This window comes from Trichococcus flocculiformis, from assembly GCF_900113645.1.
Classification (GTDB): Bacteria; Bacillota; Bacilli; order Lactobacillales; family Aerococcaceae; genus Trichococcus; species Trichococcus flocculiformis.
The window spans coordinates 1-15617 of the sequence record NZ_FOQC01000022.1; the positions used below are offsets into that span (position 1 = coordinate 1).

Consider the following 15617-nt stretch of genomic DNA (forward strand, 5'->3'; position numbering starts at 1 on the left):
AACTTAAGCTACTGCAAAGAACTCGGAATCCGATTATCCGGCCCGTCGCTCGGCAGGCCCAAGAAGGATCAGAAGATTGACAAAAAACAAGAATACAGCGACAACTGCGATCGAGTAGAGGTCGAGAGAGGCTTCAGCCTGGCGAAAAGAAAGTTCGGGCTCAGGCTTATTCGAACACGCCTTGAAGAGACCAGTCTCTGTGTGATTGCTTTATCCATCCTTACAATGAACCTGTCCAAGGTTTCATTGCGCATTTTTTTGACTTTCATCCAATGGATGAGCTCCCCTAGAATTGAACCTCTAATGAAGCCGTAAGCTAAAAATAGGGATTTATTCAGCAGGCATTAAATAATATTGTTATAAGGAGTATATTTTTATATGGGTGATTAACGGCAAAATGACACGAACAAGAAACTTTAGTTGCAAAGATGAGACATTTCCCAGTGCTGATAAAAGGAGTTCTTATGGAAATTTATGAAGCAGTCGCAACTCTTAGAAAAGATAAGAATATAAAAATTGAAGAAGCGATTGGCAACAGTATGTCCAGAGCCAGCTTTAATCGTTATATTAACGGGAAAACTGATTTGTATACCTCGCATTTTTTGGAACTATTGGAAAAATTACATGTAAGCTTGGAAGAAATTGAATTTATGTGTAATGGGTATACAGATAACGTTGAAAAACAATTAATGAAAGAATTGAAGCATGCGTTTGAAGATCAGAATATTCATGAGCTTAATTTTATACTGCAGCATTGCCGGAACGAGTATGCCCTCGACAAAAATGTATTATATAGTCATTTGGCCTCACTGACAGAGGTCCTTCTGGCAAGGCTTGAACATAAAAATATAGATCTTAAAGAGAATGAATTATATAAATACCTGGTCAAAACGGAAACATGGACGCGTTACGAACTTGTCATGTTCAATAATTCTATGTTCTATTTTGATGCCGAAGCTTTAAAACAAATATTGCCAAAAGCAATCAACAAGTTAGCTTACTATAAAGAAATAAATCCTTATGCAAACGAAGGATTCAGGCTACTGATAAACGCCATCATTGCATTCATCAGTAAAAATGAAATTCATCAGGCGCTAATATATATTCGTATATTGGAAAAACATCCATTGAATGAAGATCAAGCTTATGAAGCCCTCTTACAAAAATTTTTGATTGGGGTCAAACTCATTTTGATTGATGACTCCAAGGGTGATGAAGTAGTTAATGATTGTATCCAGGCCATGCAATTCTTAAATATGGAAAAGATGGCAAGTATGTCTACTGGACTCATAGAACATATTTTAGAAAACAAACAAAAAAATCAGCCGCAGTGATTAAACACTGCAGCTGATTTTTTATTGGTTCAGATCAAAAAGGAAGGTGGAGCCTTTTCCCGGTGTGCTTTCGACCGACAAAACGATGCCGTGGCGATCGGCTATCTGCTTGGCGACGGCCAAACCCAGACCGGTGCCTTTCTTGTTGCTTTCTTCGTTTGATTTGAAGAACTTTTCAAAGATGTACGGTTGATCCTTTTCCGGGATTCCCGGCCCGTTGTCGGTGACAGCCAATCGGCAGCCCTCACCTAAGCCAGTCAACGTGATCCGTATTTCACTCTTTTCGGCTGAAAATTTGACGGCATTCTCCATCACGGCAAGCAGCATCTGCCGCAGCCGGGTATAATCCCCCATCAGCATGAACGCCAACGGCTCTTTCGAGAAAGTCAGCGTAATCCCCTTTTCCCTGGCGATATAGCGCACGGAACGGATGGCATTCTCCACGACATCCACAAAATTCAAGGAACTCATCTCCATTTGATAGTCCGGGTTCTGCAGCCGCGACAGCTCCAGCAGATCGTTGATCATCCGCTCCAGATGGATGCTTTCGGTCAACATCTGTTGGTAGTATTCATCGATTTTGGCGGGATCCTCGACGACATGATCGTTCAAGGCCTCCAGCGAGCCGCGGATGACCGTGACCGGCGTGCGCAATTCATGGGAAATGCTCGTGATGAAATCCTTGCGCATCTTATCCAGTTTGGCGCTTTCTTGCGCGGCTTCCGCCAACTTTTCCGCCAGAATATCGATGTTGGCCGCAAGCGAACCCATTTCATCGTTTTGGACAATCCCCGTATGGGCTTCGTAATGGTTATCCGCCAACTGCTGTGTCGTTTCTTCCATCTTTTTCAACGGCTGGATGAACCGTTTCGCCAACAGGACCGCTATCCCGACGGCAGCGATCAAAGCCAAAGCCAAGCTGATTCCCAAGGTAGAAAATCCTGACCGTACGGCAGTCTGCATGTTTGCGATATAGTCGTGCAAAAGGACCGCAGCGATGACCTCCCCTTCTGAGGAGAGCACCGGCGCCCCGACCGTGATGGAGGTATCCTCCAACAACGGGCTGAAGCCTTCGCTGAAGGCGACGTCCCCTTCGAATACCTCATCGACAAGCGCAAGCGCAGCGCTTGGTAGTTCGGCATAGGTGATCGCTTTTTTGCCGGTTCCGACACTGATTGTCTCTGCGGATTGGTCGACGATCCATACCTCGCCCATCGCGATATCCTGAATGGCCGTGATATAGGTGTTGTATCCGCTCGTATTGTTGCGCCCGGTTGTCCCCGTCGCCCCAATTTGTGCGAGCAGGGCAGTTCCTGTTTGTTTACCGTTGGCACTGCCCTTTGCAATGACCGGAACCTCATCTAAAGCGGTACTCCCGTCTTCCAAATAATCCGCCACGCCGGCAGCAATCGCCTCAGCCCGTTCCTGCATATCCGCCCGGTAAATTTGTTCGGTATGCCGGGTGAACAGCAGCAGGAAGGCCCCTCCGACAACCAAGGAAAACAGCAAGATGACGGAAGTGAAATAGAGGACCAGTTTGCGGGTGATCTTATACTTCATCTGGGTTCACCTCAAATTTGTAGCCGATGCCCCAAACGGTTTTGATGTCCCACGACGGATGGGGAATTTGATCGATCTTTGCCCGCAGGCGCTTGATGTGCGAGTCGACCGTCCGATTATCGCCGAAATAGTCGTAGCCCCAGACACTATCCAACAGATTGTCGCGGCTGAACACCTTGTTCTTGTTTGTCGCCAAAATCCAAAGCAGCTCGATCTCTTTTTTCGTGAGATGGACTTGGTGCCCGGCGACCTTTACGATGAATTCGTCCAATCGGATCTCCAGATTTTCATGGACGTAGAGTTTATGGTGATCCTTGTTGTCCGATGTCTGATCCAACCGCCGTAGGATTGCCCGAATGCGCGCCATCACTTCACCCGGCGAAAAAGGCTTGACGATGTAGTCGTCCGCTCCGATATCCAAGCCCATGATCCGTTCAAAATCTTCCCCTCTGGCGGTCACCATGATGATGGGAATCGAGGAAACTTTCCGGATTTCCCTGCACACTTCGAAGCCATCCTTTTTCGGCATCATCACATCCAGCAAAATCAAATCGAATTTGTCTTTCCCGAATTCCTGCAGCGCCTGTTCGCCATCATAGGCGACGACCGCCTCGTAGCCATCCTTTTCTGAATACTCCTTCAGGATGGATGTTATTTGTTTGTTGTCATCCGCAATCAATAGCTTTACCATCGTACTCCCTCCTCGGGGAAATCATACTGCAAAAATATGGCAAGATTATGTTTTCACCCCGATAATACCACACAAATGTGCCTTTAAAAACACGCTTCTGCCATACTTTTTGATTATTCTTAGGTCAGTAAGAAATAACAAAAAATCATACCAGGGGGAAACAAAAATGAACAAGACAAGAATCATGACCATCCTATCCGTTGCAGGCTTATTTGTTGGAGGTGCAGCACCGGTACTGGCAGCGAGCGACACGGTAGCCCAGAACGGCACGATGACCCAAGAGCAAATCAAGTCAGGCGAATGCACAAATGAAGGAGCAAAAAAACAAGGCAATGAAGAGGCAACCATGAAACGTGCCCGCGAGAAAAGCGGCACGTGCGATGGAACGGGTACGCAAGCCAATCAGGATGGTAACCAAAACGCTACGGGCAAAGCAGACGGCGACGGCAACCAATACGGTACGGCTGAAACGGACAATGACGGCAAAAACGGTGTCCGCGATCAATCTTGCCAAACTGAATAACAGTCCATCACATTAGAGTGAAGACTATAAGACAAGAAGGGGTGGTCTCGCAATGAGATCGCCCCTTTTTGTGCGTATTCCACTTTTGCAGCTGAAATCCCACAGATCGAGAGAACAAGACTGCAAAAACATACCCGCCAGCTCCGGCCAGGCTTTCATTCGCCGGAGGAGCCGGTAAATAGATGGGCTCTTCTCCGATGTAGCTTCAGCTGGTCGGAAGACGGCATCTGAATGTGGTGTCAACTCCGGCGAAGCCTCCTTAACCGGAGCTGGGTAGCCCCACAACTTCTCCATGCAAAAACTCCTCAACCTATCCAATGCTTCGCCCATAACTCATGACCGCAAGCAGCGCCATGTACGCGAGGAAAACAAAATCGTTGCCGGAAAAACCTATCTTATAATAGTAGGTCCGGCTCTCATTTCCGGAAAAGCGTTTCGCTTCCATCGCCACGGCGATGCGGTGCGCCCGCCGGATGCTCCCTGACAAGAGCGGGATGGTGTAGACCTTCATCCTGAAGAGAATACCCTGCAAGCCTTTCACCTTTTCGCTTCCGCGCACCTTGCGAGCATTGCGGATCGTTTCGAATTCTTCCGTCATGATCGGGATCAACCGCAGCGCAGCCATGAAGCTGTAGGCATATTTAGGATTCAGCCGAAGCTGTTGCATCAACGAATAAAACAAGTTGACCGGCCTCGTCGTCAATGCGAAGGTCAAGCCCAAAACAGCGAAGACCAATGCGCGCAGGCCGATCAGCATCCCCCGCAAGAAACTTTCCTCGGTGATGCGGATCAGCCCCCATTCGAACCAAAGCGTTTCGCCTTTTCCGAACAAGATCATGGCGCTGGCTGTCGACACGAAAATGGCGCAGAAAGGGATCAATAGCAACAAAATCCGCTTCAACGGCTGTCCCGTAAACAGCAGGAACAGGATCAAAAGCCCGCTGCCGATGAAGGCCATGATTTCAAGGTTGCGGACAAACATAATTGCGATGCAGAGCAGCAGCGACATGCCCAATTTCAGGCTGGGGTTGACACGGTGGAGCCAGGTTTCTTTCGCTTGTTCCCATTCCTTCATCTGCACAGTCCCCCTTCCAAGCGCAAATCAGCGGAGAATGCAGTCCGCATGTCCGTAGCCGATCCGGTGGTGTCCCGGATTTCGCCGTCGACAACCGTCCAAAACGTTGTTCCGTAGTTCCGGGAGAGTGTTTCATCGTGGGTCACCATCAGGATGACGGCGCCCTTTTTCCGGTAACTCTCCAAAAATTCCAGCAAGGCAAAGGTGTTTTTGGAATCCAACCCGAAAGTCGGTTCATCCAAAAGGATCAGCCGCTGACCTTGGATGATCGTCGCAGCGACGCTCAGACGCCGCTTTTGCCCCATCGAAAGTTGGAAAGGATTTTTCTCCCGCTGCCCGCTCAACTGGAAGAGTTCCAGGTATTCCTCCACCAGCTTCTCGATTTCCGAATTCCCCTTGCCGTCCAACCGGAGCGAATAAGCCATCTCTTCGTAGACCGTGTTCGCCACAAACTGATACTCCGGATTCTGGAAAACGAAAGCCACCCGTTCGGCTAGCTTCTTCAATTTTCTGATTGGCTTTCCCTCCAACTCGTAGTGCCCGCTCGTTTTGATGAACTGCATGACGGCATGGAGGAAGGTGCTTTTTCCGGCTCCGTTTTGGCCGCGGATGATGACCCATTCACCCGGATAGGCCGCCAGCCCGGCCCCTTGAATTTTTATTTCCCCATTGCGCAAGCCTTTAAAATCGCGCAGTTCCAGCAGCGGACTCTGCAATCTAAAGGACTTCTGCTTTCGTTGCAAGGGCGTTTCCGCCAGATGTTGGTCCCATACCCCCGGAAACCAGATGCCCTGCTCCTTCATCTCGTCCTTGTGGGCCGAGAAGATTTCTTCGTTCGGTCCATCGGCGATGATGCGGCCGGATGCATCGAACAACACGAGCCGTTCGGCGAATGCCAGCACATGATCGATTTTGTGTTCCACAATGATGACCGTTTTGTCCTTGCAGACATCCTGCAGGACCTCCCAGATCGCTTCCGTTCCTTCCGGATCCAGCATGGCGGAGGGCTCATCCAAAAAGAGCACTTCCGGATCCAACACCAATACCGAGGCGATCGCCAGCCGTTGCTTCATCCCTCCGGAAAGGCTTTCGATGGGGATATGGCTGTCCGCCAGTTCCAAACCCACTTGCCGGAGCGCAAAGTCTATTTTGGCAGCCATCTCTTCGCGCGGAACCGCCAGATTTTCGAGCACAAAAGCGAGTTCTTCATCGACATAGGGCATGCAGAATTGGCTGTCCGGGTCCTGAAAAACATAGCCCCAGGAAGCCGGCGTCACGAGCTTTTCGGCCTTCATCGGCACTTCGATCGATTGCGGAATCAGCCCGCTCAACACCTGCAGCAGCGTGGATTTGCCGCAGCCGGACGGCCCCAAAAGCAGCACTTTTTCGCCTTCAGCCACCGAAAAGGAAAGGTCCTTGAACAACAAATCGGCGTCGCCGGGAAACTTCAACTTCAGCTTTTCCACATACGCTCGCTGCTCCATTTCCGCCATCCTCCTTAATCCATATCTGTGAAATCTTCAGTCGAAAGCGGACGGACAAGGTTCGTCACGCCGGTATCCTCCAGGACTTCCGCCAAGTAGTAGGCCAGCACCCCGGCAAAGAAAATCGAGCCGGCAAAACGGGCCAACAAATACAGCGCCAAGTTCCAAGCAGCCAACTCAGCAATCTGCCCGTTCAACGCATCCACCACTAGCGAACCCACGCAAGATGCCGAAGCTGCCAAAGCGGCAACCTTCAGGTCAAAACGTTTGTAACGGAAGGCCATGAACACTAATTCCGCAAACAATCCTTGCACCACGCCGGAAAGCAAGACGGTCAGACCCCATGGCGACCCCAAAAGGAATTCACCTGAAGCCGCAGCGATTTCCGCCAACAGCGCCACACCCGGTTTGCGGATGATGAAATAGGCGAAGGTACCGGCGATGAACCACATGCCGTACAGCAGCTGATCAAGATGCAGACCCAACGGCTGCACCGCGTAATAAACCGTTCCCCACAGGATGTAGACGATCCCGAAAGCGATGGCGATGACGATCGTCACCAAAATATCTGTAAGCTTCAATTCTTTTTTCATTTTCTCTGTCTCCTCTTTGCGTTTGATTTTGTCGCTCAGTTCTCCAACGGTACCGGCCATGTTTCCATGCGATAGGCCATTTCCCAAAATGCGTATTCGTACTGGCTGCTGATGATGAAATGTTCTTTCATCCTTTCACGGTCCGCTTCGGTTGCAGATGTAGCGATCTTATCCAGATGCGCAATCTGTTCATCCACCCGGTCCTGAAAATCCTTCCCGCCATAGGTAGCGATCCATTCCTGATAGATCGGTTCTTCAGGTGCCGCGTCAATGAAGGCGTCGCCGATTTCGGCATAAAGCCAGTAGCAAGGCAGAACGGTGGCGATCACATCCCCCAAATGCCCCGAGTGGCCGGCATGATAGAGATGGGACGTGTAGGCGTATGTTGTGGGCGCGGGTTTGAAACACTCTTTTTCTTCCGCGGTGATGCCCAGCCTTTTCGAAAATTGTTCATGCAGGCCGATTTCGGCGCTGTACGTATGCTTCGCGAAGTCGGCGAACTGGTTGGTCGTCGCAATATCCGGTGCTTTGGCTGCGCCGAGCGCCAAAATTTTGGCGAAGCGCGTCAGGTAATAGGAATCCTGCTGGATGTAAAAACGGAAATTCTCCAACGGCAAGGTGCCGTCCCCGATCCCTTTCACAAACGGGTGCTCCATGCTGGCTGCCCAGATCGGTTCTACCGCTTGGCGGATTTGTGCTGAAAATGTCATTGCTTTCCCTCCATATGCTGTGAGCGCTCCGCAAGGGTCCCGACTTATCCGAACGGCCGCTCTTGATTTTTGCAAACAAAAAAACCACTCTCTTCCCAACGGAAAAAAGTGGTTGTATGTTCCTTATGCAATAGGGACTTACTTAGCCAAAAGAGGCCGCCACTTCCCTACGCTGGTACAAACCAGATCAGGTTCTAAGGGTCTCGAAGTCCTACTTCGATCTCAGCTTTTTGGCGGACAGTCATCCGCCGGTAAAGCACCCCTAGTGGTTAAAAAGATATTCAGTTCATTTGCTGTTGTTCCTATCGTATCATTATTTTAGATGAAGTCAAATGTTTTTTAGTTTACTCAAGAATATCTAGGTTACCAAAAACACAAAGTCTCTTCAATTAACGGGTTTCAATCAAAAATCTGTGGTAGGCTTCTCAGTGAAGCCTAGCTCAGCTATTTGCATTACAGATGTGAAAAAAACTTTACTAATGGATGTTTCGGGTAAATCTTTTAAACGCGAATAGCTATTTAAATTCCACCCATTCGTTATTGCACGTTGCCCATAACTTTCACATGCAGTTATTACTGAATTTTGAGCATGAATTTTTGTGATTTCGTTGGCTTGATACCTTTGAGTACTGTTAGCAATTGACCGGTAAATAATATTATAGATTTGCGAAACCGAAAAATGATCTAAAAGTTCTTCAAAAACTCTTATTGTCTTCTCTCCTGGGTTAAATGTATAGCTCACCTTGCGCATTTGATATAACAAATATTGCAAACATTCATCAAGTGCAACTCTTCTCCACATCCTGTAACAAAAATCCTCAAAACCCTGTTCCTCGCTTAAATAAGGATACATCAATCGTTTGATCATAGCATCATTATCGAAATCTTCTGGCATTACATTCAAACGATAATGAACCTGATATGTGTAATAAGAAATTTTGCGTTGGTCTTCATCTTCTGATAAATACTCTATTTCGAAGTCGTTCAGGTTGGATCTCAAGCTAGGAACCAAAATATTTCTACCTGTTAGCGTTTTGATAATTTCTCTCTCAAATTCTGGTGTAGGCGCAATATTTCCTCTAATTTCCTCTAAAGGTTTAATATAGCTTGTATCTTCCGAAAGAGCACCTCTAAATATAACCGCTAAATACAGCCTATCTTCTAAACTTAAATCCGTTTCTAAAACCATTTCCCAATTATCTTCATTGTAATAGTCGCATAGTAATTGCCTTTTCCTCTCTCTTATTTCCTCCAGTCGCTCTTTTTCTAACCTTTGCATTTCCATTCTTTCTTTCACACAAGTTTCACATTGACAAAAAGGCACTTCTTGATGTCCGCACTTATAACAATGTTTTTGACTATCGTTATAACGAATAGAATGTGATTTAGACTGGAATGGAATGGCAATTGCAGATCCACATTTCAAACAACGCTCCCCACTTAAAAATGGAGGAAATAATTTAACTAAATTTGATGCAGTTGTCTCAATTTCAAATCTTACTAAAATATCTTTAATTTTTTCTCCGTCATAATACGCTTTTATTACATCTACAACTTGTTCTTTGGACAGATGGCTTAACATTTTATCCAGATAACTAAAATCTAAATTCGCAATTGATATCTCCACTTAAATCTCCTCCAAAAAAATCCGTTCGCTTATTTAAGTATAAGCAAACGGATATAAAACTTCCACATTCAAAAACCTTATTATTCAAGACTTTATTTTCTAAGTCTAATACCGGTCAGTAAGTATTGCCAGTTTACTCAACCGTAACGGATTTAGCCAAGTTTCTTGGTTTGTCGACGTCATAGCCACGGTGAAGCGTTGCGTAGTAAGCCATCAGTTGGGTCGGAACGACTGTCATCAGTGGAGCCAAGGCTGGGTGAACAGCCGGCAAGATGATTTGGTCGTTCTCATTAGCCAAACCTTCCATTGCAAATACGCAAGTGTTTGCTCCGCGCGAACGCACTTCTTCGACGTTTCCGCGGGTGTGGCTGGCAACATCAGCTTGGGTAATGATAGCCAAGACCGGAGTTCCTTCTTCGATCAAGGCGATCGTGCCGTGCTTCAATTCTCCGGCAGCAAAACCTTCTGTTTGGATGTAAGAAATTTCTTTCAGTTTCAAAGCAGCTTCCATCGATACGAAGTAATCCAAACCGCGGCCGATGTAGAAAGCATTGCGGGTGTTCGGCAAGTAGATGTCAGCCAATGCAGCGATGCGCTCTTTGTCATCGATGACCGCTTCCATCGCATTTGCGACGATCCCTAATTCATGGACCATGTCGATTCCCATATCATGACCCGTTCTCGCGCCTAACGCATCCGACAAGACAGCCAAGACAGCGATTTGTGCCGTGTAAGCTTTCGTTGAAGCGACTGCGATCTCTGGACCTGCATGCAACAGCAATGTGTAGTCCGCTTCACGCGACAAGGTTGAACCAGCCACGTTTGTGATCGTCAAAGCTGGGTATCCCCATTCTTTTACTTTCACCAATACTTGGCGGCTATCCGCAGTCTCCCCACTTTGGGTAAGGAAGATAAAGAACGGATTACCTTTCAATAGCGGCGGGTTGTAGGAGAATTCGCTGGCGACATGCACTTCTGTCGGAATCTGTGCAATTTTTTCCAGATAATGTTTGCCTACCCAACCGGAATGGTAGCTCGTTCCGCAAGCCACGATGTGGATGCGGTCAGACTCCAACATAGCAGTGACCAATTCTTCTGGAACAGTCAAGCGACCTTCTGCGTTTTGGTATTTTTGGATGATGTTACGCATAACAGCAGGCTGTTCATCGATCTCTTTCAACATGTAGTAAGGGTATGTCCCTTTTTCCAAGTCGCTGGCATCGATTTGAGCCGTATACGGATTACGTGTTACCGCTTTTCCGTCTAATTTTTCGATTGTGACGCCATCAGCGGTCAATGTGATCATTTCACCGTCGTGGATTTCGACATATTGGTTTGTGATCTGAACAGTAGCCATTGCATCACTGGCAACGACATTGAAGTCATCACCCAAGCCGATCAACAACGGGCTTTTGTTTTTAGCTGCATAAAGGACATTCGGAGCTTGTGCATCGACTAAAGCGAAAGCGTAAGAACCCCTTACGATCGACAAAGCGCGGCGTAAAGCTTCTTTTCCGTCCAGATTTCCTTCGGCAGCGATTTTTTCGATCAACTGCACAACGATTTCCGTATCTGTTTGGCTGACAAAATTAACGCCCTGCAGATACTCGTCTTTGATTTCTTTGAAGTTTTCGATGACACCGTTATGAACCAAAGTGAAGCGTCCATCCGCAGATTGGTGTGGATGCGCGTTCTCTGCGCTCGGCACGCCATGTGTTGCCCATCTCGTGTGTCCGATTCCTGTATGCGCATCCACCTGTCTGTCGACGATTGCACGCAAATCAGCGATGCGGCCTTTTTCTTTGAATACATGACCTTGGTTTTCAGCGTCTACGACAAAAATACCGGCTGAATCATAACCACGGTATTCCAATTTTTCTAATCCATGCAACAATACCTCTTGTACATTGCCTTGTCCTACATATCCAACTATTCCACACATAAGCGTAAAAATCCCCTTTGTTATCTCGATTTTTTCTGGGTGTGGGGATTGATCTCTGTAAGACCGTTCTGGGCTCTGCAGCCGCAAAAGGGTCTTTTTTACCTCAATCCTGTAGACTACACTTGCCTTGGGTCATCCGCCGAATCTTTCGATAAACCCAATCCTCGTCACTTCAGGGCCAATTTACCTGTGCTCCCTGAAGTCTGGCGCTATCCATTTGCTTCTTCCTCTATCCTCCTAGCTTTGTATTTTCCAGAATATATGCATTTTATCCTACAAGCAGTGACCTTGTCAAAACGTTTTTGATTCGGTTTCAATCGCAAAGCCGGTTTGAAACGCTATTTAAGAAAAACTTATACTCGTTATGCCGTTTGATTTCATCAAGATGTCTAAAATGACGGCTTGAACGGCACAACGGGTATACATGATGGTTCACCCAGAAAGCATTGTTTACCGTGATTATGCTACTTTATAGGCGTACTTCTCGACGTTCTGTTTGATGCTGCCCAAGATTTTTTGATTGTCTATTCCGGTTACTTCCGTAATGATTTTGTCCAATCCTTTTTGCAGGATCATTTCTTTCAGTTCTTGGCATTGTTCATCTTCCGGGTCGAAATAATTGAAGACCATGCCGATCGTTTCCAGCAAATGGAAAGGCATCTCATCGATTTGGGTCAATTCAACCATCGGACGGATGAAGCGCTCATGATTGCCTAATTTTCTTAAAGGCGTGCGCGCCACACGGGAAATCGCGTCGGAAATGTATTTGTTCTGGAAACGGCCGATGATTTTTTCGATATATTTCTCGTGTTCCGCCGCATCGAATCCCCATTTAGCGATCAACAATTTGCCTGTCTCATGCAATACGGAGCGCAGTTGGATGACGACCAGATTATCCTGCATCGCTTCATCAATGGTTTCATAGCCCTGCAGAGCGCCTGTATAGGCTACCGTAGCGTGTCCTGTATTGACGCTGAACAATTTGCGTTCGATATAAGGCTCCAGATCGTTCACATAGGCAACGCCTTCCAGTCGGATCGGGCTTTTGCAGGCTGTCCCTTGTACAACCCACTCGCTGAAGGGCTCCACTTGCACAAAGAGCGGATCCGCATGTTGCTGCATTGGAACGATCCGATCCACCGCCGCATCCGGGAAGCCGACATACGCATCAAGGTAAGCCGTGTCTGTGCAATGTTTCTTGACTTCCTCTTTCAAGAAAGTCGATCCGCCGATCATGTTTTCGCAGGCGATGATGTCGATGGGCTGCTGGATGTTCCGGGCTGCACGTGCCTTGATCCCTTCTGCAATCAATTGCGCGATTCTAGGCAGAATATTCGGTCCGATGGCAGTCGTTAAGATATCCGCTTCAACGATCGCTTCCACAACTTTTTCTGCCTCTTTGGCATTATTGAGACCAGTGACGTTCTCGATCTGGATCTGTTTGCGTGACTCGTCCGCCAACTCGATCGTATAGCCGCCACGTGTTTTTAAAGCTTCGATGATTGTATCGTTCACATCCACAAAAGTGATTGCGTACCCGTTGTGATTCAAAATTTCCCCGATAAAGCCGCGGCCGATATTTCCGGCACCAAAGTGTACTGCTTTCATTTTCATCTCTCCCTATGCAATGGCTAAGCTGCCAGTGATTTCATCTTTTGTCAAAGCGTCCGCCAAAGTAACGACGTTATCTACATCGCTGCAATACAGCGCGATTTTTTGGATCAATTCCAAGTGGTCATCGCCGACTCCTGCGATGCCGAACAAAACGGTTGCCACTTTTTCTTCCTGCTCGTCGCCGAAATCGACCCCGTCAGGCACTTGCACCACACAAATGCCTGATTTTTTCACGTGCTCTTTGGCTGCATCGGTACCATGGGGAATCGCGATGAAATTCCCCATATACACTGACAACATCCGATCGCGTTGCACCATAGCCTCCACATAATCCGAATCCACACAGCCTGCGTCCACTAATTTTTGGCCGCAGAAACGAATAGCTTCTTCTTTTGAAGCGAACGCTTTATTCAAAACGATCATTTCTTTATCTAAATTATTCATCTTATTCTTCCTCTCTTTACGCTATTTGCTTCAAGTTGGCGACGACGCTCTCGTATTTCGATGTCGTGATCAAACTGTCTACTGACAGATGAACCGCTGCAGGAACTTTTTGCTGGGCCGCTTGCGTCAGACTGTTTTTGCTGATCACCAATGTTTGCGGAGATGCCTTCAGCTCGTCAATGTGCATTTTTCTTAAAGGGATGTCCAGCGCCTCCCTCTCCAAAATCCGTTCCACTACTTTTTGCCCCATGGTGGCGGAGCCTTTGCGGTCATCATGGACCAAGACAATTTCATTGATGTGCGCTAAGTCAACGTCAAGGCGCAATGCTGCAGGTGCAACGGCTGTTTCTTTCAGATCGGTTCCGGACAGCGTAGCTACGATTTCATCGTATTTTGGCGAGTTCAGGAAATTCTCGATCGCCACAAACGTTGCATTCGGTGCTTTCTGTTGGGCACGATTCTTCAGTTCTTCCTGGGTGACGATCAACGTATTGGCTGCATCCGTCAGATTATTGATGGCGCGGTTGGTGACGTCTTGGGGTAACCCGGCTGCAGTTATTTTTTTGCGCAGGATAGAAGCGCCCATTGCGCTTGAACCCATCCCTGCATCGCAAGCAAAAATGATGTGTTGGATGCCCGACATATTTGTCAGACTTGTTTGTCCAGCTGAGCCTTTTGCGCTTAACTTTGCGGCTTGGGTCGCTTTGACGCTTTCTTCAAAATTATCGGCTGCTTCTTTGGAGTCTGCCTTCAAAATGACCGTTGCTACTGCAAAAGATGCTGCCGCACCGGCGACGACCCCTAAAATGACTGGCAAGTAAGAACCCATCGGTGTCATAGCCAAAATCGCAATGATCGAACCAGGTGAAGCCGGAGCCCGCAAACCAGCGCCTAAAAGTTGGAACACAAAGCTGCCGGAAACGCCGCCCGAGATGACCGCCAGAAATAATAGCGGTTTCATCATGACGTAAGGGAAATAGATTTCGTGGATCCCACCCAAGAAGTGGATGATCATCGCGCCCGGCGCTGTCGATTTCGCTGAGCCTTTGCCGAACAGAGTGAAAGCCAACAACACGCCCAAACCAGGACCAGGATTCGCTTCAAGCAGGAAGAGGATCGAACGTCCTGTTTCGCTGACTTGTTCCGTTCCTAACGGAGTCAATATTCCGTGGTTGATTGCATTGTTCAGGAAAAGAATTTTTGCTGGTTCGATGAAGATATTCGTTAAAGGAATCAATTGTGCGTTCAGGATCGTTTCCACCCCGGCTGCCATTGCTTGCGTCAAACGGTCAACCACCGGTCCGATTGCCTGGAAGCCTACAAGCGCCAAAGCGAAGCCGATCAAGCCTGCCGAGAAATTGTTGACGAGCATTTCAAAACCGGTCTTGATTTTGCTCTGGAAAATCGCATCAAATTTCTTGATCGTGAAACCGCCCAACGGTCCCATGATCATGGCGCCCATGATCATCGGGATTTCCGTCCCTACGATCACGCCCATTGTGGCGATGGCGCCGACTACAGCACCGCGATCGCCTGCGATCACTTTACCTCCTGTGTAACCGACCAACAGAGGGATTAAATACGTTAGCATCGGGCCGACCATCGAAGCGAAGGATTCATTCGGCAAATAGCCATCCGGGATGAATAATGCCGTCAAAACTCCCCAGGCGATCAGCGCCCCTATATTCGGCATCACCATGCTTGAAAGCGTGCTGCCTAACTTTTGAACCTTTGCCTTCAGCGAGGCTTGTTGTGTCTGTTCCATTTTTTGTTTCTCCCTTCAAACTGTTTCTTTTGATGTCTTTATTGTATGCGCTTCCCTTCCTGGTTTATAGTCGTGCTTTGGCACGTTTATTTGTGCCAGGTCTTGATTCGCGTATCCGGATCTCCGTTGCCGAGATCTGTTTCACTCTTCTCCGGGGAACGGACTCTTTACCGGAGCTGCGCCCTCATTCCTCATTCCTTCCTTCTTCTCCTGTCAGCAGGCGCACAAAAAAAGCAAGCAACATTCCACCGGAGG

13 protein-coding genes, 1 pseudogene and 1 riboswitch are annotated in these 15617 nt (G+C 47.7%); of the genes and pseudogenes, 3 read left to right on the forward strand and 11 right to left on the reverse strand.

The genetic code is table 11. The features are described 5' to 3' along the window. A pseudogene (locus tag BMZ71_RS08605) lies at nucleotides 1-270 on the forward strand (transposase); the annotation flags it as partial. Between the two features lie 194 nt (nucleotides 271-464). After that, nucleotides 465-1334: an Rgg/GadR/MutR family transcriptional regulator gene (locus tag BMZ71_RS08610; protein WP_177187560.1), complete on the forward strand. Its 870-nt coding sequence runs from the start codon at nucleotides 465-467 to the stop codon at nucleotides 1332-1334. A gap of 21 nt (nucleotides 1335-1355) precedes the next feature. On the opposite strand, the gene BMZ71_RS08615 is transcribed toward BMZ71_RS08610, so the two are convergent. Then, a complete protein-coding gene (locus tag BMZ71_RS08615; protein WP_086989520.1) occupies nucleotides 1356-2894 on the reverse strand; it encodes a sensor histidine kinase in 1539 nt (512 codons plus the stop codon). Beyond that, a complete protein-coding gene (locus BMZ71_RS08620) occupies nucleotides 2884-3585 on the reverse strand; it encodes a response regulator transcription factor (RefSeq protein WP_086941888.1) in 702 nt (233 codons plus the stop codon). Before BMZ71_RS08620 ends, BMZ71_RS08615 begins: the two co-directional genes overlap by 11 nt. Nucleotides 3586-3751: 166 nt before the next feature. Here BMZ71_RS08620 and BMZ71_RS08625 point away from each other — a divergent pair, with 166 nt between their 5' ends. Further along, nucleotides 3752-4108 (forward strand): hypothetical protein, encoded by a 357-nt coding sequence (locus tag BMZ71_RS08625; protein ID WP_086989519.1) that lies wholly within the window; start codon nucleotides 3752-3754, stop codon nucleotides 4106-4108. Between the two features lie 310 nt (nucleotides 4109-4418). Here BMZ71_RS08625 and BMZ71_RS08635 read toward each other — a convergent pair whose 3' ends face one another. The 9 genes from BMZ71_RS08635 to BMZ71_RS08675 form a co-directional block, all read right to left on the reverse strand. Then, nucleotides 4419-5183 carry an energy-coupling factor transporter transmembrane component T family protein gene (locus BMZ71_RS08635; RefSeq protein ID WP_086989517.1) on the reverse strand — a complete coding sequence of 255 codons (765 nt, stop codon included), beginning with the start codon at nucleotides 5181-5183 and terminating at the stop codon, nucleotides 4419-4421. Next, complete coding sequence (locus BMZ71_RS08640; RefSeq protein ID WP_086989516.1) at nucleotides 5180-6667, reverse strand: ABC transporter ATP-binding protein; 1488 nt, start codon at nucleotides 6665-6667, stop codon at nucleotides 5180-5182. The genes BMZ71_RS08635 and BMZ71_RS08640 overlap by 4 nt, the downstream gene beginning before the upstream one ends. Before the next feature lie 14 nt (nucleotides 6668-6681). After that, nucleotides 6682-7260, reverse strand: a complete 579-nt coding sequence (locus tag BMZ71_RS08645) for an ECF transporter S component (protein WP_086989526.1) — start codon at nucleotides 7258-7260, stop codon at nucleotides 6682-6684. 35 nt (nucleotides 7261-7295) lie between these two features. Then, entirely contained in the window at nucleotides 7296-7970 is a 675-nt protein-coding gene (tenA, locus tag BMZ71_RS08650; protein ID WP_086989515.1) for a thiaminase II, read from the reverse strand. Between the two features lie 147 nt (nucleotides 7971-8117). Next, a riboswitch (TPP riboswitch) is annotated at nucleotides 8118-8244 on the reverse strand. 129 nt (nucleotides 8245-8373) lie between these two features. Next, nucleotides 8374-9597, reverse strand: a complete 1224-nt coding sequence (locus tag BMZ71_RS08655) for a hypothetical protein (protein ID WP_086989514.1) — start codon at nucleotides 9595-9597, stop codon at nucleotides 8374-8376. Nucleotides 9598-9730: 133 nt separating this feature from the next. Further along, nucleotides 9731-11539 (reverse strand): glutamine--fructose-6-phosphate transaminase (isomerizing), encoded by a 1809-nt coding sequence (glmS, locus tag BMZ71_RS08660; protein WP_068561276.1) that lies wholly within the window; start codon nucleotides 11537-11539, stop codon nucleotides 9731-9733. Nucleotides 11540-11998: 459 nt separating this feature from the next. Continuing rightward, nucleotides 11999-13147, reverse strand: coding sequence for a mannitol-1-phosphate 5-dehydrogenase (locus BMZ71_RS08665; RefSeq protein ID WP_086989513.1), 1149 nt, complete (start codon nucleotides 13145-13147; stop codon nucleotides 11999-12001). A gap of 12 nt (nucleotides 13148-13159) precedes the next feature. After that, nucleotides 13160-13597: a PTS mannitol transporter subunit IIA gene (locus BMZ71_RS08670; protein WP_068561278.1), complete on the reverse strand. Its 438-nt coding sequence runs from the start codon at nucleotides 13595-13597 to the stop codon at nucleotides 13160-13162. Between the two features lie 16 nt (nucleotides 13598-13613). Next, the gene (locus BMZ71_RS08675) at nucleotides 13614-15362 is read right to left on the reverse strand and encodes a PTS mannitol transporter subunit IIBC (RefSeq protein WP_086989512.1); all 1749 of its coding nucleotides are present in this window, start codon (nucleotides 15360-15362) and stop codon (nucleotides 13614-13616) included. Nucleotides 15363-15617: the final 255 nt, after the last annotated feature.